11 protein-coding genes are annotated in these 22784 nt (G+C 45.7%); 3 read left to right on the top strand and 8 right to left on the bottom strand.

Annotation, left to right across the window (positions count from 1 at the left end; translation table 11 throughout):
* Positions 1 to 175: 175 nt before the first annotated feature.
* The 3 genes from GC096_RS02340 to GC096_RS02330 form a co-directional block, all read right to left on the bottom strand.
* Positions 176 to 5590: a glycoside hydrolase domain-containing protein gene (locus GC096_RS02340; RefSeq protein WP_171628694.1), complete on the bottom strand. Its 5415-nt coding sequence runs from the start codon at positions 5588 to 5590 to the stop codon at positions 176 to 178.
* Between the two features lie 220 nt (positions 5591 to 5810).
* Complete coding sequence (locus GC096_RS02335) at positions 5811 to 7523, bottom strand: sensor histidine kinase (RefSeq protein ID WP_171628693.1); 1713 nt, start codon at positions 7521 to 7523, stop codon at positions 5811 to 5813.
* A complete protein-coding gene (locus GC096_RS02330; protein WP_171628692.1) occupies positions 7520 to 9091 on the bottom strand; it encodes a response regulator transcription factor in 1572 nt (523 codons plus the stop codon). The genes GC096_RS02335 and GC096_RS02330 overlap by 4 nt, the downstream gene beginning before the upstream one ends.
* A gap of 217 nt (positions 9092 to 9308) precedes the next feature.
* On the opposite strand from GC096_RS02330, the gene GC096_RS02325 reads away from it, so the two are divergent.
* The 3 genes from GC096_RS02325 to GC096_RS02315 all read left to right on the top strand — a co-directional run bounded on the left by GC096_RS02325 (position 9309) and on the right by GC096_RS02315 (position 12416).
* Positions 9309 to 10628: an ABC transporter substrate-binding protein gene (locus GC096_RS02325; RefSeq protein WP_171628691.1), complete on the top strand. Its 1320-nt coding sequence runs from the start codon at positions 9309 to 9311 to the stop codon at positions 10626 to 10628.
* Between the two features lie 67 nt (positions 10629 to 10695).
* Positions 10696 to 11583 carry a carbohydrate ABC transporter permease gene (locus tag GC096_RS02320; RefSeq protein ID WP_171628690.1) on the top strand — a complete coding sequence of 296 codons (888 nt, stop codon included), beginning with the start codon at positions 10696 to 10698 and terminating at the stop codon, positions 11581 to 11583.
* A gap of 2 nt (positions 11584 to 11585) precedes the next feature.
* A complete protein-coding gene (locus GC096_RS02315) occupies positions 11586 to 12416 on the top strand; it encodes a carbohydrate ABC transporter permease (protein ID WP_171628689.1) in 831 nt (276 codons plus the stop codon).
* Between the two features lie 970 nt (positions 12417 to 13386).
* On the opposite strand, the gene GC096_RS02310 is transcribed toward GC096_RS02315, so the two are convergent.
* The 5 genes from GC096_RS02310 to GC096_RS02290 all read right to left on the bottom strand — a co-directional run bounded on the left by GC096_RS02310 (position 13387) and on the right by GC096_RS02290 (position 22722).
* Positions 13387 to 14559: a Gfo/Idh/MocA family protein gene (locus tag GC096_RS02310; RefSeq protein ID WP_246302523.1), complete on the bottom strand. Its 1173-nt coding sequence runs from the start codon at positions 14557 to 14559 to the stop codon at positions 13387 to 13389.
* A gap of 307 nt (positions 14560 to 14866) precedes the next feature.
* On the bottom strand, positions 14867 to 17938 hold the full coding sequence (locus GC096_RS02305; protein ID WP_171628688.1) for an FAD-dependent oxidoreductase: 3072 nt from the start codon (positions 17936 to 17938) through the stop codon (positions 14867 to 14869).
* Between the two features lie 8 nt (positions 17939 to 17946).
* Complete coding sequence (locus GC096_RS39280) at positions 17947 to 20058, bottom strand: beta-galactosidase (protein WP_171628687.1); 2112 nt, start codon at positions 20056 to 20058, stop codon at positions 17947 to 17949.
* Positions 20058 to 21272 carry an amylo-alpha-1,6-glucosidase gene (locus tag GC096_RS02295; protein ID WP_171628686.1) on the bottom strand — a complete coding sequence of 405 codons (1215 nt, stop codon included), beginning with the start codon at positions 21270 to 21272 and terminating at the stop codon, positions 20058 to 20060. Before GC096_RS02295 ends, GC096_RS39280 begins: the two co-directional genes overlap by 1 nt.
* 55 nt (positions 21273 to 21327) lie before the next feature.
* A complete protein-coding gene (locus tag GC096_RS02290) occupies positions 21328 to 22722 on the bottom strand; it encodes a family 4 glycosyl hydrolase (RefSeq protein WP_171628685.1) in 1395 nt (464 codons plus the stop codon).
* Positions 22723 to 22784: the final 62 nt, after the last annotated feature.

Here is a 22784-nt window from a genome sequence, read left to right as displayed (position 1 = left end):
GGTTGCCTCCTTCGGTTCTCCGCGTCACATCGAATTGAAATTATTGCGATTGTCGCAGACTTTCCACAATTTATTAACTCAATCACTACCAGCATTTGAACGGATTCCCGGAATATTAATGCCACTGTAATTTGCCAATGTTTTAGCAAATTACAGCGGCAGGTTTTCAATGAGATTACTGTAAGACTCTATTGAGCAAAGCTGCTGCTTCTGCACGGGATGTGATACCGCTCGGAACGAAATTATTTGCATCGCGTCCATTAATCAAATCAAGTGCCGCCGCTGCTCTAACTGAATCAAGCGCCCAGGCTGCCACAGCAGATTCGTCAGTAAAGAAAGAAGCAGTATTTACATCTAACTTAACATCTTTCAAGATAACGTACGCCCGCATCATCATGGTGACCATTTCTTCACGTTTGATTCTCGCATCGGGATCGAAAGTCGTTGTGCTTGTTCCATTAATAATGCCTGCTTTACTCGCTTTGGAAACCGCTTCCTCGTACCAGGCACCCTTCGATACATCCGTAAATTTCACTTCGCCCATTGATGTCAGGTTCAACGCCTTGACAAGCATTGCTGTAAATTCGGCCCTTGTTATGGTACGCTCTGGCTCGAACATTGCAGCACTAGTACCGTCAATAATGTGCTTCGCTGCTAACTGTTGGATTGCATCTGCCGCCCAATGAGTAGACTTAACATCGGTAAATGATTTCTTGAATTCGAGCACCGCATATTTGCTGAAATGGTGAATCTTGGCGACCATTTCTCCGTTAATAAGCGAGCCTCCCACATATTCCAACGTACCATTGTCTGCCAAATAGTAAATACCCGTCAGTTTCGAATTTAGGGAAGGATCCACTTTGAATCGAATCGTCATCGGTTTATCGAAGCTGCTCAAGCTTGTCACTTTACCGTCTTTCCCGACAATCGATAAGCTAAAATTGATCGCATTGCCTGAAAGTTTAATTTGTGCATTTGTGGAAGATTGCCCTATCGCTAGAAGGTTGTTAGCATCGGACTCGGATAAGGGAGTCATGATCAACGCTATCGAACTGTTTTGTTTATCTTTTGCGGACAATTTATCTGCCAACTGTTTAAGCAATTCAGTGGGTACTTCCAACGTAAATGGCCCCGTCTGAATTACTAATTGATTATGTCCGAGCAGCTCGGCTGCATTAGCAGGAAGTACAATTTTCTCTTTATCTTTGGCTATGATCGTCACAACTCCGTTGGAAGCTGGAGTGGTAAGGTCATCCGTTTTCAATACAAGCGTATGGCCATCGGTATTTCCAGTGACTGTACCACTTCCACCACCAGTGGGAGGGTTACTGTTCTCGCCATCGATGACCTTTCTCTTAAAAGTAACATTGATTATATGGTCTGCGGTTATGTTGGCAACCGTATACACGCTTCCGATCACCGTCACGGCGGTACCATCTAACCTCACCTTGTCGATTTCGTATCCATTGTGCGGATTGAATGTAAAGGTTTGATCAGCACCCTCATTGACTACAACGGCGCCGTTTGGACTGATCGTTCCGTTTTCCCCCGCGCTCGCTGTGATCGTGTTAGTGTTCTCGCCACCAGTGACCTTTCTCTTAAAAGTAACATTGATCATATGGTCTGCGGTTATGTTGGCAACCGTATACACGCTTCCGGTCACCGACACGGCGGTACCGTCTAACCACACCTTGTCGATTTCGTATCCATTGTGCGGATTAAATGTAAAGGTTTGATCAGCACCCTCATTGGCTACAACGGCTCCATTCGGACTGATCGTTCCGTTTTCCCCCGCGCTCGCTATGATCGTGTTTGTATGAATATCACCAATCTCTCCGTTTTCCGGGAGGTTATATAGTTCCAGCTCATACACAGCGTACATGCCCCATGTCGAATAGTTGGCATCATTGATCTGTATTCTCAGCTTAAGTGCATCTCTTACTTCAGGAATATTGGCAAAGGTGACCTCCATTATGCCGTCATCTGTGTTGCTTTTCCATTGGAGGGGTACCCCACTCGCTATGGTTTCAAAGTTTATTCCGTCTGTAGAAGCCTGCACATCGATATTGGAAATACCCTGAATTAATCCAGAAGTTGTAGCCATGACGATCGTGTTAATGTTCTGCGGTTGTTCCCAGGTAAGATTAATCTGATGCGGAAACGGATGATCGGTATTATAGCCTCGCGAACTCGCGAACATGGTATAAATAATGCCGTCGACCATTTTCTTGGCACTATAGTCTTCGCCTTCGCGTTCTGCTGTTGCTGAAATAGTAGAATAGCTTCTGGCTATATTAGTGCCTGGCTCATTCACATTTCCTTTGAGAAAGTTCAACGTGTAGAGCTTTGTAGTCGTCCCGTCACTTGCGGTGGATCTGATATGAACCACGCTTTTACCGACTGGAATGTCAATCGTCTGATCTGTGTGATCGGCGACCCGCTTTCCGTTGATCTGCAGAGTACCCCCATCATCCGAAAGCGTTGGCGTAACCGCGATGGTGTTGACATCTTTAGGAATTATGACTTGGAAGGTCGTCGTGCTGTTGTCAAACGTAAAGGAAGGAACATTAGAGATTGTTAAATTCTTCAGCGTTCCATCAGCTACAGGACTTATCTCTCCGTTGTCTGGCAGGTTATAAAGCTCTAGCTCATATAAAGCATAAATGCCCCAATACGTATTGTTAGCGTCATTGATCTTTAACCTCAGCTTCAACACGTTAGTAACTGTAGGGATATTCGCATACGCGTATTCCATGATGTTGTCGTCTGTGCTGCTATGCCATTGAATCGGAACCCTCTTCGCAATTGTGATCCAATTCGTTCCATCTGAAGTAGCCTCAACATCAATATCTGTTATCCCCTGTAATAACCCTGATGGCGTCGCCATGACAATCGTATTAAATGTCTGCTTTTGATCCCAAGTAAGATTGATCTCATGTGGGAACGGATGGGTGTTCGTATACCCGCTAATACTAGCAAACATGGAACCGTAACTGCCGTCAACCATATTCGCAACACCATAACCGCTATTGTTTGCCCTGGCAGCTGTTGCTGTAATATCTGAATAGCTTCTTGCAATATTGGTGGTCGGTTGATTTACATTGCCTTTGAGAAAGTTCAACGTATAGAGTCTCGAGGTTTCCCCATCACTTGCGGTAGACCGAATAAGTATCTTACTTTTACCTGTAGGGATGTTGAATGTAAGCCTCTTACCACTGCCGTAACGTTGCCCGTTAACATCTAGGGTGCCATTTGCATCCGCAAGCGTTGGCGTAATCGTGATCACGTCTACATCGTTGGGAATGATGGCCTGGTAATTAATATTGTTTTTATTAAAAAGAACCGAAGGCGCGTTAGTCAGCTCCAAACTTTGCAGCGTTCCGTCATAGATCATCTGATTTTCATATATGCTTACTCTAAAGCCGTCAACGAATAGGTTTTTGTTCTCCAGGTTGACTACTTTAATCGTGTGCTTGCCTGCTGATAGATTGTGATTGCTGTATACCGATACGGAATCGAGTTGAACTTTCTCATATAGGTCTATAATTACCGGAGCGGAATCGTCGACGGATACGGCAATTGTACCGGAGCCTTCATTTTTCTCCGCAATGAGATCAATACCTGACCCTGTAAAGGTATAGGTCAAATCATCATCCGCTTTCAACGTGCCTTGAACACCGCCCATATAAGCGTATTTCCGGCTTTTGGCAAACCATTCACCATTGAAGGTGATCTCGCCGGTCGCGTTATCAGTCATGTAGGTCTTGGGTACATCCTGCCCATCGTAGGGACTAGTTGGCACAGGAATTGCACCCGCAGTTTCTCCGGCAGTCGCTTTAACCAGATAATTATGAAGCATGCTGATATATTCAGGGTCAAGGGTATATTTTCTCGGATCAGAGGGGTTAACAGCACTGTCCGCTATACGTTTGGCAAGATCAGGATTGGTTTGCTTAAGTTGGTACATTAGTTCGTATTCCTCAAGTCCGTCCCTTTGGGCCTCGTAGCGCAGCGAGCTCTTCACCGTCAGATGTTCCTTATCCGGATATACGATTGTGGAGTCGCCATAATGAGGGACATACCAAACGTTCCAACCCCAATGTAAGTGTCCTTGTACACCGTCTTGACTAAGATTCCAGAATAACAACCTGCCAGTCAATATGGGCTGCGTCCAGAATCTGTTCAACCACGGAGCCGGATTGGCATCGCAAGTATACACCCACAAGTCTTTGCCTAGCGCCTGCTCCGCTTTATATTGATTTTTCTTATCCTGGAAAACCGGCGTTAACGGGACCCACACATCCACATAGGGTTTGATGGTTTCGTTCATTAGAGTACCGGCCGCATCAGCGTCCAATGTCTTGAAATCCGGAACGATCCCTTTTACTTTTTTAGCGATATACGTCATATAGTTTGTAATGCTAGCACCGTTGGGTTCGTCCTTCGTATGCTGATACCAAGTGAAACCATTATCGTTAAGCCAACCTTTATCCTCTAAATGATCGTGCAATGCCGTCAAGTAGTTAGTAAGATAAGCATCTGTAACAGGTAGTGAATCGGGTATGGACGTTTTCCAAAGATCATTGTTTGGATTCTCACTTTGTGGCATTTGTTCTAAGGCATGGATCAAGTGAATGTTCGCAAAATGAGTAATTCCTCTATCCATAAAGGTTTGAACATATCGATCGAACAAAGACCAGTCGATATTCTCCGGTATCCCGTCTTTAAAAGACACCATCTTGGTACCCTTTGCGTTTAATAATAAGTCTGTACGAACCCAAATCATGTTCTGACGATAGTCGGTCATGGTTTTGGCGAAATTATCCATAAGCTCAAACCACTCATCGCTATACGTCTCCACTCCGTAGTAGTTCTGACCAACGTCATAACTAGACTGAGTTAGAGGATCATCAGCAATCTCAGGTGGAGAACCTCCAATCATAAAACCATTCGTCATCGACCACTGATAATTAACGAAGTTAGCCTTAGAGGTTTGAGGGATTTCAGCGTTAGCTACTTCAACGTTAATTGGTACTTGATAATCGCCCAAAGTCGATTTCACCGTAACCATACCGTGATAGAGGCCAGGAACAGCATCGGCAGGGACATAATTCGTTATTAAGATGGGCTGAGTTGAATTTGCCGCCACTTGTATAGATGTATCGTTGGACAGCGGGTCAGGAATTTCGGATAAGGGGTAGATTTGCGTGCCTACCAAATCCGGTCGATACTGATTGGGCTGCACGGTATCCTCAAGCACGTATTCTTCAAAATGATAGCTTAAGTTGCTGTTTGAGATCGTATTGCCAGAAGATAAAAGATCGGAAAATTCAATTCCCGTAATCTCAAAATTGCTAGTGCTTCTTACAGCAATTTGTTCACTTTCGTATTCGTTTTTCGCTGAAACAAGATCAATGCTGTTCCCAGGATTTGCGGGGATCGTGCTGGTCCTATATACGGCTTTCAATGCATTTACCACCCACACGTCCAGCTGGCCGCTATCAGCATAGATACGAGGAGCATTGTTTTGAATAAAGAAGCTTGCTAGAATCATAAAACAGATCATCTTACACATTGTTCGTTTGAACATAGATCAACAATCCTCTCGTTCTTTATTTAATGTCAGAAACCATCATTTAAAGCGCTTGCAATGGCGGTTGGAGATGCCATCTGTTCCTATTTACATTGTATTATCATTTGAACCCCTGCAAAATAATAGTATTTTTTGAAATCTAACAGTTTTCGATTGGAAACAAAAAAACGAACAAAGAAAAAAGGCCATGCTCTTATGAACATTGGCCCTTATATGATCATGATTCTTCTCTAATGTGACGATACTGCGGTATGCGTACGAGTACTGAAGTGCCAATCCCAGGTTGACTATGAATAATGATCCCGTATTCGGACCCGAATAAGAGCTGTAATCTATCTTGCACATTTTTCATGCCATAACCAGTACTTTCATGTTTAAAAATACGCTCAATGATATACGGTTCCATACCGACGCCATTGTCCTCCACGGCAAAAACAATATCCTCACCGTCGAGACTTGCCCGCAGGATGAGTTTGCCTCGCCCCTCACGCTTCAGATCGATGCCATGCATAATCGCATTTTCAACAATCGGCTGCAAGATCAAATGGATCATTTCAAATTGAAATACCCTCTCGTCTGCATCGAATTCTACTTCAAATCTTGTATTGTGCATAGCTATTTGAATATGTATGTACGCTTGGACGTTTGTCCATTCATCTTGAATTGAAATAATCTGCTTCCCTTTATTTAACGTCGTTCTGTAAAAACTAGAAAGATAATTCACCAAATCACTAATTTCTTGGGCATCGATACGCAGCGCTTTTGAATTAATTAAAGATAAAGAGTTGTATAGAAAATGGGGATTGATCTGAGCTTGCAGCGCTTTGAGTTCGGCTGACTTTTGAGTAATCTTTGTCTGATATACCTCCGAAATGAGCTGATTAATTTGTTTAAGCATTGAACCGAATTGATCGGTAAGCTGCCCGATTTCATCTTTCGAATTCGTTGATACAACAACAGTAAGATCACCATTTTCCACCATCTTCATTTTGGCGTTTAATTTCTCGATTCCTCTTAACAGCGTTTCTGAGAACAAGAAGATAATGATACTGAGGAAAACCATACAGATTAGTACAATGATACCCGTTGCGCTTAATATATTGCCAATGCCTGTTTTGTACTGATTATCAGGGACCAAATAATGCAATATCCATTCGGTTTGAGGAATGTCCTTGTTTACAACTAAATAGGATTCGCCGCCTATGCTCGCTTTTGAAGTACCCTCCTTTGAAAGTGATTGTAGTTGATCATCATCCATCTGCCCAACATGCTCTGTTAAAACGGGCCGATTCTGTCTATCGGTAATAATGATGCCATACCCTTCATTCACCTTGCCAATGAAATCACCAAAGATTTTATTGTAATCAAACCTGACATAAAGTTCACCGCTCACGGTCTGAAACTCGATATTGTAAATCACTCGTGTGGCAAACAATTTTCCATCTTCGAACCACCACTTGGTTGTATCACTGCCCTTTGTCTCTAGATACCAATCCTTATCCTTAACTGCTGTAGAAGGAGTAATGAAGTTTCCTAATTCAGTTAGCCCACTCTCGGAGTACAACATAATCTCATTCATATCTCTAACCATATACATCAGATTAAAAAAAATAGGTTCAATTTTATCATTCATCGTCTTAAATTGTGTGTACACATCCTGATTTGGGTTACTCATCAAATCAATAAGCGCAGGATGGAAAACAATCGATTTCATTGACACATCCTGCCTCTGAAGTCGGTAACCGATTTCTAGTGTGACCCTCTTCGCCTCGTTATCCGCACTTTGCAAAAACTGGCTTTCCAATGAAGATTTGGAACTATGGTAGGCATACAAGCCCAGTACAATGGTTGGCAAGAAAATGACAATCACATAAGAAAGTAATAATTTCTGGCGCAGGCGGAGATTACGAATAAATTTGAGCAGAGTCAACTCCTTCCACCACGCTCTCGATATTGAACAGGAGTCAAGCTGTTATATTGCTTAAACATTAAATTAAAATAGGACGTGTTCGAGAATCCAACTGTACTGGCAATATCAACAACTTTAATTGTTGAATCACGCAGCAGCTCCTTTGCTCGCTCCATTCGAACGGCTGTTATATATTTGACTAGGCTCTGGCCTGTACTTTTTTTAAACAGAAAACTTAAATAACTTGGCGACAAAAAGACGCGATTAGCTAAATAGCCGATCCCAATATCACTCCCGTATTCCATCTGGATGAGCGTCTGTACATCTTCAATTACTTTGCGGCATTGATCATCTGTCGCCGGTTCGATTCGCACCAAATGCTCCTGAAAAACGGATAAAATGACTTGCCTCAACTCAGCAATCGAATTGCAAAGTGCGATTCGCTCCAAACCAGCCTTCAGTACATTGCTGTTTTTTTTGCCTTGAAGCTCTACTATTTTTTTCAATATTTCTGTAAATAAGTGTTTGGCATAGAAAGAACTAAAGCGCTTACTACTGCGCATACTCACAATGAGAAACTCTATTTGATGCTCAAGTGAACGAAATTCATTTCGTGTAATGGAAGCATAAATATCCTTCAGCATAAGCTCTATCGATTCGTCATCTAAATGGTCATGAATATTTTCATCATCTTTGGAACAAACGACACTACTATCCATAAAAAAACGAGAATTCATTAACTCTTCCATTTGGGTGAACTCGTCATGAAGTCCATCTAGCTTATCGATCGGACTACCAACAATAATGAAACTTCGCCGATCGAAGCGAGTCTCCAGCCATTCTTTAATACAATGCCCATAAGCCATAAGCTCTTGCTGATTATCGCTGATCGTTGAAGCTGGTTCCATTGCGACTAGCATGATGCTTTGATACTCATTCATATTTAGAAGTAGCATTTCATGTTTACAAGTCGATTGAAGGAATTCGAACACTTCAGTATGATGCAGATCAAAAAAATGATGAAGCAATCCAATCATAATCATATACATCCGCTTATTTACCAGATGACTTAGACCTGCAAAATCTGCCCGTTCCTCGTAATGAGCGTCTCTCTCGCGGCCTTGAAGGAGATCGAACAGGAGCTTTTCTTTCTCATAAGCCACTCCTTTATGAAAGCCTTTGATCAGCAGCTTATCTTTCTCCCTCTGAAGTCGTTCGTCCTCTAGTATAGCGATTATGGAATGAAACACCTTAAGGAATTCCTTCACATCGATCGGCTTTAACATATAATTAACCGTCCCAAGCTGAATCGCTTTTTGAGCATATTCAAATTCCCCATAAGCACTGTAAATAATCACCTTAAGATCCGAAACGACTACTTTTGCCTGCCTAATTAACTCTAGACCATCCATGAATGGCATGCGAATATCCGTGAGTAACAGATCGACATGATGACCCCTTATATATTCCAGCGCTACTTCCCCATCATTGGCCTGAGCAACAGAAAATGGTAGAGCATACTTCTGAATAAGCCATTCAATGGCATCGATTTCTGCTTGTTGATCATCGACTACTAGTATATGATACATATTTTCCTCCCCATCCGTTCATATGAGAGCTATTCAAAGCATAGCACACCGGGTATTCCAATTCATACCACTTTGCATGAATCACACGATCTCTTGCCAATTTCCAGATAAATTCTGTTAGTTTTCGAAAAAATCTGTTATTTCGATTAATATGGCATCTATACTACAATGATATCAGAACTGAGAAACAAACCATCTAAATTTGGGAGGTCTTTGTATGAAGAGAAAATGGTCAGTCTCCACTACCGCTATACTCGCCATGTCGATCCTATTTACAGGCTGCAGTACGAACAGTACGGACAACAGCAGCACAAAGGAACCTGTAACACCAAAGAATACAACGCAAACGAAAGAAACCAAAGATCCAGAACCGGCAAAGAAAGTAAAAGTCAGATTATCGTATTGGAACAAAGAAGACAGTGTAAAGACACTTCTGCAATTATTCAAAGATAAACTCCCCGATGTAACTGTGGAGTATCAATTTATTGATAACAAAACTTACCCTGATGTTATCAAAACACAACTTGCAGCAGGCGAAGGTCCTGACATTATCGGTGGAATCATAGACGCCAATACCGTCAAGGCAGGTTATTTCGAAAATTTAACAGAACGCTACGCTAGCAAATATTATGAAACCGGCACATCCACCGTAACCTTTGATAATAAACTGTACGGGTTGCCGCAAGCTAGTTGGTTTAACGGGGTTTACTATAACGTTGATCTATTCGCCAAATATAACCTAAAAATACCAAAAACGCTTGATGAGTACTTCCAAGTAGCGGACGTGCTGAAGAAGAATGGCATCAAACCCCAAGCAATCGGTCTAAAGAATGCTAACGTAGCGGGCCAGTCCTTCCTCGGTTTGGCATTAAATGATTATATCGGCACAACAGAAGGGAAAAAATGGAATGAAAATTTCGGCAAAGGCACCGCGAAAATGGTCGATGCGCTGGAACCTGCTTTGACGGCTTGGACCGAATACTTGAAACATGGTGTCTTCACCAAAGATATGCTTGGGCTTGAAGAAGAACAAGCCATTGATGAATTTACAAGCGGCAAGGCAGCTATGTTCCAAGCAGGACCTTGGTACATGGAAACCTTTAAGCAAAAAGCGCCTAACATGAAGATTGATATGTTCCCTAACCTGGGCACAAAAGGCGGTCCAGGTTGGATGGTTGGCGGTCCAGGGGTATCGTTTGGTTTGAATGCAAAGTCCAAAGTCAAAGATGCAGCGTACAAGGTGCTTGATCTGTTATCCACACCAGAAGGTCAGAATGCTTACTGGGCTGATAATAAAGGCGGTTCATCTTTCTTGAAAGGGGTTACTTTTGAAATGCCAGCAGAGTACAACAGTGCTCAAGAAGCTTTCAAGGCGGGCAATGTCATGTACCCTGTTAATAATTGGGGCGTTGCTGGTGCTGCTTTCCCAGATTTAGGAAAAGGTATTCAAGAAATAGTAGCTGGTATCAAAACGCCTCATCAAGTGTTAGAAGCGGTAGACAAGAAAGCGACTGAACTGCTGGAGAAATCTAAATAGGCCGTGTTAATACAAGGGGAAAATCGCTTTGCCCCTTGTATATCCTATAAGTTAAAGGTTGTTGCACATGAACAAACTAAACATTTTCAAACGAGAAATCAATTATGTTCTGCTTCTGCTTCCTGCCTTACTTATTTATTGTACCTTTTTCATAATTCCGACGTTAAAGACCGCTTTATACAGCTTTACAAACTGGTCGGATGTGCATCCGGTTGTTGTCAAATTTGTTGGTCTAGACAATTATATAGCTCTATTTAAAGATTCAATCTATTTGACAGGTATTAAAAATACGTTAACCTATGCGGTACTCGCGATGCTTGGACAGAATGTACTAGCCATTCCATTAGCGGTGTTTCTCAATAAAAAATTAAAAACAAAAAATCTGCTGCGGGCTGCGTTCTTCCTACCTGCGGTGTTCAGCGTATTGGTTATCGGTTTTCTCTGGAATTTTATGTACTCACCCTCCGACTTTGGCTTAATTAATCAACTTGTAGTCGCTCTTGGCTTTGAACGCATTAATTTTCTCGGAAATCCTCATCTTGCACTCTATTCGGTCATCATCGCCTCCATATGGCAGTGGGTTGGTTACACAATGGTTATTTATTTGGCCAACTTGCAGAGCATCTCAACAGATTATTACGAAGCGGCGAAGATTGACAGAGCGAGTGGGCTGCAAATGTTTCGCTACATCACACTTCCTCTTCTGCTTCCGGCGATCACTTTCAATACGGTTATGGGGATGATCAACGGTATGAAAGTATTTGATATTGTCTATGCCTTGACAGGCGGAGGCCCTGGGTATTCTACGGAAACGATCGTATCACTCATGCTGAAGAAAGGGCTCAGTGAGGGTTTCTATAGCTACGGGGCCGCATTCGGTATCGTCTTCGTAATCCTCGTTGGCATCATCACCTTTATTCACATTTCACTAATTAAGATGTGGGAGCGGCGGTAATCATGAATCGATACACAAAAGAAACTGCCGTCACTGAAATTCTCATGCTCGTCTTAGCGGCGATTTTTATGATCCCTATTTACTATTTGATCATCACGACATTTAAGACGCCAGCAGATGCGGTCTCTCATCCGATGGGTCTTCCAGTCAACATCACGTTCGTTAATTACATTCGCGCCTTTAAGGCAATGAACTACATGCATGTGTTGGGAAACAACCTGATCATTACGATTTCCTCCGTTGCGGGTATTGTTCTGTTTTCTGCGATGGCTGCTTACAGTTTAGTAAGACGTACTAATCTCTTCAACCGGATCGTATTCCTTTTATTCATGGTGGGGATGATGGTACCGTACCAAATGGGGATCTTAGCACTTTATAAACAGGTAGCCCAGCTTGGGCTTATGAATACCTTAACGGGCATTGTTTTAATAGAAATTTGTTACAGCCTTCCGTTCTCTATCTTTTTAATTAAAAGTTTTATCAGCACTACCGTTCCATTTGAACTGGAAGAAGCGGCAAGAGTAGATGGCTGTGGGATTTGGAGAACATTCTGGCAGATTGTGTTTCCGCTGCTTACGCCGGTAATTGCCACTGTAGCGATTTTGAATACACTTGGTGTGTGGAATGATTTCATGACGCCATTGTTGTTCCTGCAATCCCGTTCAAAGGGTGTATTGCTCCTAGAAGTGTTCCGCAATATTGGACAATTCTCAACCGACTGGACGAATTTCTTCCCAATGATGCTCATGGCGGTTGCACCACTCATTCTGTTCTACATTTTCATGCAAAAATATATCATTAACGGCATCACATCCGGCTCGCTAAAGGGATAGGAGCTAAAAGCTTTGCAAGAGAAAGCCTTTGAAGCTGAATACTTCTATTCATTAGGTTGTCGTTTGAAACGAATACATTAAAGCCCTGATCCGAATGGGTCAAGGTTTCATGTATTCGTCTTTTTCTTGTCTATGGTTGTTTAGGTTACAATAAGTTCCATTGGTGAAGTCTGAGCAATGAGACTGCCGGTCTTTGAGGAAAAACATAATAAACACCGAAGCTTTGAACAGTGGCTTAATTGTGCGATCAAATCTAGCCCGTCCATATGTGGCATCACTATATCCATCAGAATGATATCGGGTTCAAAAATAGATTACACTACGAACGGCAATCGTTTAGCAGCACTACTACAAAAATATCCATACAAATAAAAAAACCTTGAGTTAACAAGGTATTAAAATAAAATATGCGTTCACCCAACTATATTTGTCACTTCAAAACTTATTTGTCAACCAATACTACGGGGATAGATAGATAATTCTGTTTGTGGTGGTGGGTGTGTTGGATGACAAATTGGTTTTGAAGTGCAAGAAGCCAGCAACCATAAGGGTTTGCTGGCTTTTTCGTGAAAATTAAAATGACAAATAAAGTTTTGATGTGGTTTTTGAGGCAAATTGTCTAAATTACAAATTAGTTTTGAAGTGATTCTGACAAATTATTTAGAATTAAAAAATCTATTCGAGTTACTTTGTCCGTATTGGACTAGAAAATGTTGATTTCCCAAGCAATGGAACCGTCGTAGTCACTCCAATTCGCGTAGCCTGTAGCGTGATAGGTAAAATAATTACCAGCACCGGCACAGATTTCTACAACGCTCACCGCTGTGTTCCGAGTCTACTTATTTCCCTCTTGCAATGCATGTGTAAAACTCAGCGCTTCTTGCAATAAACTTTTTTCCTCACCGTAAACATCGCTACTATTGCAAACTGCTTGCTGACATGCTACAAAAGGCGACTACGCTTCGCCCGTTCAGAGACGCAGCTCCCGGCCTGTTTCAGCAGACTCGTAAATGGCCGATAATATTTTAATCATATCGACGCCATGCTCCGGACGAATAATCGGTTCAGCTCTGCCCGCTAGACAATCGATAAAGTGATTGATATTCTCGTTGTGCATTTTAGCCGGCTTCCTCTTGATTCGGGAAGGCTTCATGTCAAGCAGTTGCCCATTGATTTCCGAGAACAAGCTTAGCTCGCCCATACGAAGACTTGCTCCGGATTTCGTTCCCCGCAGTTCAACAAAATTGACTTCTTCCTCAATATTGGAGGCCCAGCTGAATTCGATCTGCAGCGTCGCTCCATTATCGAAACGAATGAAGCCCGTCGCCAAATCCTCGACGTCGAACATCCCTTCGGCTTGCGCATCGCCAAATTTGCGGTACGTCGCCCCGCTGACGGCTACCGGCTTAGGATTGCCCATCACCCACATCGCAACATCGATAAAATGAACTCCCAAATCGATGAGAGGCCCTCCGCCTGACAACTCCTTCGTCGTAAACCAGCCGCCCTTGCCGGGAATCCCCCTACGGCGAATCCAGCCGCAGCGACCGGTATAGATCTCGCCAAGCCCACCTTCTTGCGCAAATTTCTGTAAAAACTGCACGTTCGGATGGAAGCGATTGTTCCGAATCGCCATCAGCAATTTTCCGCTTTGTGCAGCGGCATCAGCCATTTTTTGCGCCTCAATTGGGGACACGGCATCCGGTTTTTCACAAATGACATGAACACCGGCCTCCAAAGCGGCAATCGCAATTTCGGAATGATACAGGTTCGGCGTACAAATATCGATAATATCGAGATTTGCTTCCGCCAACATTTGCTTATAGTCCGTGTAAACAAGAGAAGCTCCCACTTGAACCGCCATCTCGTGAGCACGTACTTCGTTAGCGTCAAAAATGGCAACGATCTCTGCCTCCGGATGCTCCAGCCAGGCAGGTAAATGCGCCTCTTTGAAGATACCGCCCGCGCCAGCGATGCCAATTCGATACAGAGTGCTCATAATTCCATCCTCCATTATTTGACCAGCCACGTCAATCTCACCAGACTTGTACAAATGCATCTGATCGACGAACCCAATCAGGTGTCCTGCTCGACGAGTACCTCTCCACACCGGATGCTTCGCACCCTCTAGAACAGATACCATATCTGTACATCCGCGCCGATTTCTATCGAAGCCTGATCAACGTCCAGCATCGTGTCCTTCAGATGAAGAAGCGGCACGCACCCAGCATACGGTGTAAGGAATTACACAGGATCGTGGCCGGTATTACCAATAAACTATTAGAAAAAATACTGGGCTTTGCCTACAGCAACGTCGGCAATTATCAGTAGCACCATATCAATTGGAAGAAATTATATATTTTTCCATATAAATAATGAGAATCCCTTAAGAAATAGACCCAAGCGTTACAGACGTTCCACTTATTCTCCCAACCAGGCTATCCTTACTCTCACCCCCACTTTTCCATCACCATAGAAACAAAAAGTGCGGATGTCCACCCATAGTCTCTTATATTTTGAAGCTTAACTTCCATTTGGTAAGGGGCAACGGCGTTCCCTTTGCGATTCAGCTTGCTGGGGGAAACGCGGTTCGTACTATCATAAAATTCATAGATTACACCATCATGGAGATACCAGAACGTAATAACGTCGATTGTTTTGTCGATAAGCGCTGCAGCCGCCTCATCGAATCCGTTTTCGGTGAGCCCCTTAGCAATCATATAGTTATAATTGATCCAGACGGGCCCACGCCACATGTCGGTTCCGAAGCTCGGTTGGTCGACAGCTATGCTCGGTATTGAAAACGCTGAGCCGAATGTTGCTTCATCCTCTAAATGGCGTGCCAGCCTCTCGGCTTTCCCGGTATCGCAGATGCCAGCAAACAAAGGTAAAAAAGACGATACCGATTTAACTTTTATCAAAGCTCCCCCCTCTACAAGCCGGTCGTAGTAAAGGCCGTCTTCCTCATCCCACAGCCATGTGTTGACGGCGAGTTTGATGCTCTCGTACAACCGATCCCAGTAGGCTTTATCCTCAGGAAGCTTCAAAATATCGCAAAGTTTGCTCATATGCCGAGCTTCGTTCGCCATAAAGGAGGAGAAGTCGATGCACGCCATCTGCGTCACAGCATCGAACCGAGGCGAATTGTCCATGCCGCACTCGTCGCATCGGCAATGAACGCTGTTCGCCTCCACATACCACTCGAAGAGGTTGTTCAAGTTAGAGCCCCTGTTGTCGACATTCCACCGTAAATATCGGCTTAGCTTCGGATAGATTTCCTTTACTTGCTTCTTGTCCATCTCTCCTTCGTACAACTGGTAGACTCCCCAGGCCAGTACAGGAGGCTGGGTCACATCCGAGGAAGTGAACGGAGTCGACATATGGGGAATAAAACCATCCCCCCGTTGCGTAGCGAATACGGCTTCGATCGTCTCCCAAGCGAGATTCTTATTCATGAACCTGTTACCGAGAGCATGAAATACCGAGTCCCAGAGCCACAAATTGCGATGCGGCAGACGATCGGGTGTGGTCCAGCGTGTGCTGAATCGACCTTCGGGCGTGTAGACTTGAGATTTCATGACCGAATAACATTTATTCAGCGTTCTCATCGTAGGAAGATCGAGGTTTGCAGGCACGGGAAGGTTATTATAAAAATCCATTTTGGCCGCCAGTGCCTGCTCAGCGTCGATCTGCAGAGCGCTCCTCGCCTTTTCCACCGCATCCTCCGCAGAAAGTGAGCTAAAGGCGAATGTAAAGCAAACCCGCCCGTCGCGTTGCTCTCGACAAAACGCTGCGTATTCTCCCTCCGCTTCGTACAACTCGCAGTCTTTTACAACGTGTATCCTTTCACCCATGCTATCGACAATCGGAGCAGCCCAGGCCGCGGTCTGACCGATCACTATATCCTGAGCGGAGAACACGAGGATAAGATCCTCCGCATGCGCATCTCCCTTACGGTGCAGAACGGCATGTATGACATCCGAAGCTACGATCTTGTACGCGATATTTCCGATCTGATGCGGCATCACATACAACTGTTTCTTTGCTCGCTGGAAAATGACGCCGAGACGATCCCCGCATAAGGTACCTACCAGGCTGTCACCATGTGTATTTTCCCCATCAAGTCCCGAATACGCAAACAAACTGCCCTGCCCCCACACATTGGGCCATGCCACCGGATTTATCTGCTTCTCCTCCTCGGCGAATTCGGCGCTCATTAGGGGAGGCTCCGTTTCCCCCTCGATAAATTGCCCCTGCTGTCGCAGCATATATCTTATCTCGGAGGCCGGTACATCCCTCACGTCGCGCCGCTGCGTTCGGACTGTTAAGGCCGCTGCAATGCCTGCCGCTTCCGCAAAACCGCTGATGTTGGACATCACACGGTAAGAGGAATGCGCCACGAAATCGCCGCTGATACAGCGTGAAGCCAGCAGCAAATTGTGGAATCCCTTCGCGATGATGCTCCTGTACGGAATATGATAGTATCCGGATCCCGGGATCCCCATCGGTTTCGCACTTCCCCCTTCGGGGTCGTGCACATCAATGTCATAAGCACCGGCTGCAATCATATCTGGAAATCTTGCCTCGCGGATACAATCCTCCCCCGTTAGCCGATAATCCCCTTCGACCCTTCGACCCTCACGAACGCCGAGTTTTCTGGAAACGAAGTCTACACTAGATTCAGCAAATGCTGGATGCACACGAATTGCGCTTAAGAGTTCTTCAATTTGCTGCTTGCCAGCTTCCAGCGCCTCCCTCACTGTCTCCGGCTGCGTCGGATCCACATTCAGCAAAGCAGTTGAGTTGAATAGCAATGCTTCCCCGCCAGGATATGGGAAGCATAATACTTTATCCCTCGTATTGCGAGTTCCGCCACTCAATTTCAGCTTGAGATAATAAGGTGTCAACTCTTCCCGCAGCTGCCTGATGCCATGCCAATCGGTAATATCCGGATTCCGAAGCTGCGTCTTATCAAAACCCGACAGCTTAAATGTCAGTGTAGCCGACATCATTTTGCCGTCCTCCGTACGCCCCATTTGAAAAGAAGCCCCGGCTAGCGCAGCAAGATTGCCATCAGCAGTCCCATCAATAAATACTTGGGCAGCTACCTCTGCGCACCATCCGCCTTCGGTCTGCAGCGCGACGATTCGTCCGTCCTTAACGTGTACCCGCGTCACCTCTGTTCCGGACCATATGTCCAATGACGCTTCTTGGCGAAGGAGCCGCATGTAGGTTTCCTTCAGCTCAGCCTCGTCATAAACGGGCACCTGACTGCTCTGATTCTCCAAAATCGAGTAAGCTTCCGGAAATAATTGCCGGTGGATACCTTCTACAACAGGACGGCCGTTGGCGTCCCAGAACCGGCAGACTAAACCTACGGGAGAGTGAACGCCCGTCCCCCCGATCTCCTCGTCCTTTTCAATTAGCAGAACAGAGCATTGTTGCCTGGCGGCAGCCAAAGCCGCACAAATTCCGCCAATGCCGGCTCCAACGACGATGATATCATAGTGATGTGTCCTCATTCGTACGCTCACTCTCCTTCTATTAAAATTGCCTTCCAGCTCATCTCATCGATTTCTAGGACGGTTTGGCCGTCTTCGCCAACTCGCAGCGCGTGTTGACCCTCATGATCGAGTTGGAAGCACCGCATAGCAGGGTGTTTGAGTGAAATGACCGTTTTCTCCTTTTTGCTATAATTCACAAAGAAGGCAAGCTTTGACTTCCCTTCTTGCAAATAGCGAACGGTCAGGTTCGGATGCCCGCCCGTCATCGTGATCGGCGGCTCCATATGATGCAGCTGTGCGATATGCTTGAATAATCGGCATACCGCTTCACGCTGAGCAGCCGTCGTGTGAGCGCGAGCTTCTGAGGCACGGTCATACTTGCCGCTGCCGATTTTAAAGTGCAAGCTAGGCGCTACGCCGAGCAAATAGGCCGTTCCTTTGCCATACGTATGACGCACGCCGCACACTTCGCCATCCTCACTCTTCATAAACGGCTGACCGCCTTGCAATCTGAATGTCTGCTTGACGGTGTGAAACTCTGCCCTGCCTTCCATTCCTTCCAACTCATAATCGGCCAAAAACGGCGACGTATTATAAAATAAGTCCTCCCGCGCCCCGAACACTTCATCCAATCCCGCTCCTGGCTGCACGTCGTACAGCTGCCCGAATTCATTGACATAGCCGAGTCTGCCTTCGCTAATGAGGGTGCCGCCTTCCCGAACATAGTTCCGTAACGCCTCACCTACTTTGGAAGGAAGCAAATAAGCGAGCGGGAGATGAATGATCTTGAACCGCGATAGATCAGTTCCGATCAGGGTGTCGGTGTCCAGCAACTCCACCGCAAGCTGTGCCCCCGCCCAAATTGCCCTAGAGCCAAAAGCGCTGTTCAAGGCATCCTCTCGGAATCCCGCTTCGCTGCCAAGCAGAAGCGACTCTTCCGGATAATAGAGGCCTATTTCCGCATCCACCGGGCTGCATTTTAGAATAGTCTCCTCGTGCAATTGTAGGAACCGCTCTACATTGCGAGGCGTCTGCGCATACGCCGTTTCCGATTCGTCAATGCGGAGGAATGCTTGTGAACCCGTAAATTTATGCGGCTGCTCCCAGATCGGCGACTTGTGCCTGAAATAGAAAATCGCCTTCGCTCCGGCACCTAGCTGTTCCATGACACAGTTCTCAATCAAACGCTGATCGACCGGAATCCGTTGAAAGGTACCATACTGCGCCGCCGTCGTCTCGCCAATCCACAGCGGTTTCCCCGTCTGCCTCGCAATGCTGCCAGCGATATCGAGCAAATAACCGTTATAAATGCCGGGTTCGTCGTAAGTCACAGCGTAGATGTCCATGACAGAAGCATCACACGGTTCAGTCAGCTTCCAATAGTTTCCGCTGCCGACTTGCTGAAAATGATTGTGAAAGATCGGAAGATCTGTAATAGGCCGCATTATGGCAACCCCCCACGACAACAGCTCCTCCAACGACCAATTCGTAAATGCCATCGTATTTAGATAATGACCGATGATGCCCTCCGTCGGCGCTCCTTCCGATGATTTGTACGGATAGATCTCTTCCCAAGCGGAATATTCGACTCCCCATTCCCGATTTAAAGCTGCCAGATTGCCACTATACTTCATCTTCAGCCACTGTCGGAATCGTATCCGCGTGGAGCCGCAGTCACAGTAGGCATGCCCGCATCTAATCTCGTTACCAAGCTGCCAGGAGAAGATACCCTCATATCCTGCATACCGATTGGTAATATTTTCAATAAATGCTTCCATATGCCGTCGGTACGCTGGATGATCTACACATGCAGAGTGGATTCGCCTCGCCGCCTTTTTCCCCTCCCAACTCACACAGCGTAGGTCGTCATACTTGTCAAACAACCAGAATGGCGTATCGTTAATACCGACGCCCATGCAGACTTGTATCCCGTTTCTGACCGCTTTTTCTACGAAATCGTCAAGTAGACCGTACTCGTACGTTCCCTGCTTGCGCTCGATGACCGACCATCCAGGCCAAATTTCAGCCACTCGGACAGCGTTAATTCCCATTTCTCTCATTTTGACAAAGTTACGTTCTAACTCTTCAGGCGGATGCGCGTGACTATAATAGGTATTGCCATGTATAAAAGATTTCACTAGCTGCGTTGCCTCCTTGGCTCTAATATGTCTTTAAAATAGGGTACGATGATTTCAGTGGCTGGATCGGAAGGATCGTACGCCTTCTCATATTCCATCAGCATTACATACCCTAGAACGCTCCAGCCCCAAAATGGATCCAAACCCATTCCCTCGCCTGTTTCCGCGTTGAAATATTCGCGAGTTCGCTCGTTCTTCAAGAGGAGCTCCATCGTTTTTTCGGCAAGCTCCCTTGCGATTCCGTCGAACCCATAGTTCAACAGCCCGTGGAAAATGTAATAATTTGAAGGTACCCAAACCGTCCCTTTCCAGTTGCAGCACGTCTCATCATCGTACTTATCTTGCCGGTATCCCGGTTCGTCCTTCGCCATCGACGCAACAGGATAGGCCAGCCAGAACCGCTCCTTATTCGTCAAGTGCTCTGTTACCAGCCTTGTCGCCTGATCTGCGGAAGCCGCTCCGATCCATAAAGGGGTAAATCCGGCAACCGTCTTACAACGGATGTGCTGCCCCGTTCTGACATTAATGTCATAGAAGAATCCGTCTTCTTCATGCCAAAAGTCCGTTTGAATCCTAGTTTTCAATGCCTCCGCTTTAGCCTGGTAGGCCTTCTGTTCGACAATGTAGCCCAGCTTTGAAGCAAGCTGGCTCATTGCGTCATACTCTCGAACGAGAAAAACCGCCAGATCAACGCCTTCACAAACATATGCGTCGATTGCCCCCGCCCGCTCGTCCTGGTTGTCCATACCGCTATGATCCGCGCTGTTCCACACGGGCAATCCGTTTCGATTCGCGTCGTATTCGTTGCTGAGCCAATAGGCCAGATACATTTCCAGCTTTTCAAAATAGCCGGCTTTCAGCCAATCGGCATCGTCCGATTGCTTGACGTACAACAATGCCGTTTGCGCGAGAAACGGTTTAAAATGTTGTCCGCTCTTAGGCCATACGACGCCAGCCGTTCTGGAAATAAAGCCGTTCTCCTGCTGCCGATCCAAAAAAAAGGCGACGCCGGATTTACCGAATTCATAAATTCCAAAATAGGATAAAACGATATTTTCAAAGTAAAGATCCCAATCAAATAGCTCGCTGTAGCTATAACCTGTCAGGCATCGGCGTCCGTCGACGTTATGCAAGCCAAGTGTTAGCGCGTTGGTGAGATCCTCTCGAAGCCTGGCGACAATCTGTTCCCATTTGACTTCATCTATATTCCACATCCAGATCACTCTCCTTGTCTTCGGTGTCATCTAAACATAAACCTCATTCAGAAGTTCACAACCGAAACAGACCGGTACCCTCCAGCATCTCTTCATAAAGCGCCTTGCTGCTCTTCAAATCCATCGCGACAAGCGGGTCGTTCACGAATGCTTTGTACCCGAGCGCATAGTCTTGACTGATGCCCGCCTTTAGAACAAGCTCTTGGTTATAGACATGACGCACTACCCAATTAAGCAAATCGAGCGGTAACTCGCCCGCATGGACCGGTGTGATGCGTCCTGCCTGGATCAGTGCGTTACTTTCGACGATCGCCCCTTCGGGTATATCGGGCAACTGTCCCCGATTCGGGAAGTTGATATTCGTTACGAATGTCTCTAGACCGAGCAATCCTTTGATAATGCGCACACCTTCTTCTTTTGAAGGCTTCAATTCAACCCTGTCAGTGCCTGCAATAATGCGTTCTGTCTCTTCTATTTGTTTATCCTGGTATTCAATTCGGCTGTGAACAGTAGTGAGCTCAAAACCCCACTTGTTTTTTAAGGTGACGGGATCCGTTTGGTTCATATACCAGTCGTGGGGCATAAACTCGACCATATGTCTAGCTCCGGCTGCTGGAATCAGGCCATACCTGCCAAATAGCTCGAAGTGCAGCGGTTTGGGCCAGCGCCAGTCGCCATAGTGCCGTGTTGCCCGCCCTTCTTTGCTCGCCCTGTAGCCTTCTGCATCGAATTTTTGCGCCGCTTCGCGATAGAGCTCAAACAGATCAATGCCTCGATAAGAAGCTTGATCAATCCAGGTAAAATGATTAATGCCTTTGACATTCGTTTCAATCTCGTACCGTTCGACTCCGCTGACACCTCCGAATATCTCAAGGATCGCGGATAGTTCCTCTTGCGTACTGAACACCTCGTGGCAGCACCCGAATGCTTTAATGCCAGGAAAAATCTCGTAAAGCGTACGTGTACAGAGCGTCATTGGATTTGTGTAATTGATAACCCAGGCTGTCGGGCAATAACGTTCAATCTGACGTGCAAAGTTCACGTAGAGAGGAATGGTTCGCAGAGCTCTTAGGATACCGCCCGGCCCAACCGTATCGCCTACGGATTGATAGATGCCGTACTTTTCCGGCGCGTGTACGTCCACCGCCATCTCCTTAAATGTGCCTGGCAGGATGGACAAGATGACAAAATCAGCACCGGTCAGCGCCTCTTCCATGGTCGTAGCCGCTTCGTAACGCCATTTGCCTACTGCCTCGTTTGAGTCCGTAATTGTATTGCCAATCTGCGCATTATGCCCAGCCGCACCCCCATCTATGTCGTATAACGAAACGACGCCGGATAATTGCGGCTCAAGAGCCAGATCGCACATTAGCTTCCTAGCCCAGTTTCGAGAACCTCCACCGATATAAGCGATTTTAAGCTCAGATACGTGTTCATTTTGCATATGCATCTTCCTATGTCCCCCTTATTTACATTTGGTTGCCGTGTATGTACGCACTATATCGGGCAGGC

Source organism: Paenibacillus plantarum, assembly GCF_013141695.1.
In the GTDB taxonomy this organism is placed as follows: Bacteria; Bacillota; Bacilli; order Paenibacillales; family NBRC-103111; genus Paenibacillus_E; species Paenibacillus_E plantarum.
Note: the sequence above shows the minus strand (reverse complement) of the source record. Positions and strands in the feature narration are given on the sequence as shown.

Bases quoted from the DNA above. Each gene is read 5' to 3' on its own strand.
- GC096_RS02295 (WP_171628686.1), bottom strand. From the start codon at position 21,272: ATGTGGAATATAGATGAAGTCAAATGGGAACAGATTGTCGCCAGGCTT.
- GC096_RS02340 (WP_171628694.1), bottom strand. From the start codon at position 5,590: ATGTTCAAACGAACAATGTGTAAGATGATCTGTTTTATGATTCTAGCA.
- GC096_RS02305 (WP_171628688.1), bottom strand. From the start codon at position 17,938: ATGAGGACACATCACTATGATATCATCGTCGTTGGAGCCGGCATTGGC.
- GC096_RS02330 (WP_171628692.1), bottom strand. From the start codon at position 9,091: ATGTATCATATACTAGTAGTCGATGATCAACAAGCAGAAATCGATGCC.
- GC096_RS02315 (WP_171628689.1), top strand. From the start codon at position 11,586: ATGAATCGATACACAAAAGAAACTGCCGTCACTGAAATTCTCATGCTC.
- GC096_RS02320 (WP_171628690.1), top strand. From the start codon at position 10,696: ATGAACAAACTAAACATTTTCAAACGAGAAATCAATTATGTTCTGCTT.
- GC096_RS02310 (WP_246302523.1), bottom strand. From the start codon at position 14,559: ATGGTATCTGTTCTAGAGGGTGCGAAGCATCCGGTGTGGAGAGGTACT.
- GC096_RS02325 (WP_171628691.1), top strand. From the start codon at position 9,309: ATGAAGAGAAAATGGTCAGTCTCCACTACCGCTATACTCGCCATGTCG.
- GC096_RS02290 (WP_171628685.1), bottom strand. From the start codon at position 22,722: ATGCATATGCAAAATGAACACGTATCTGAGCTTAAAATCGCTTATATC.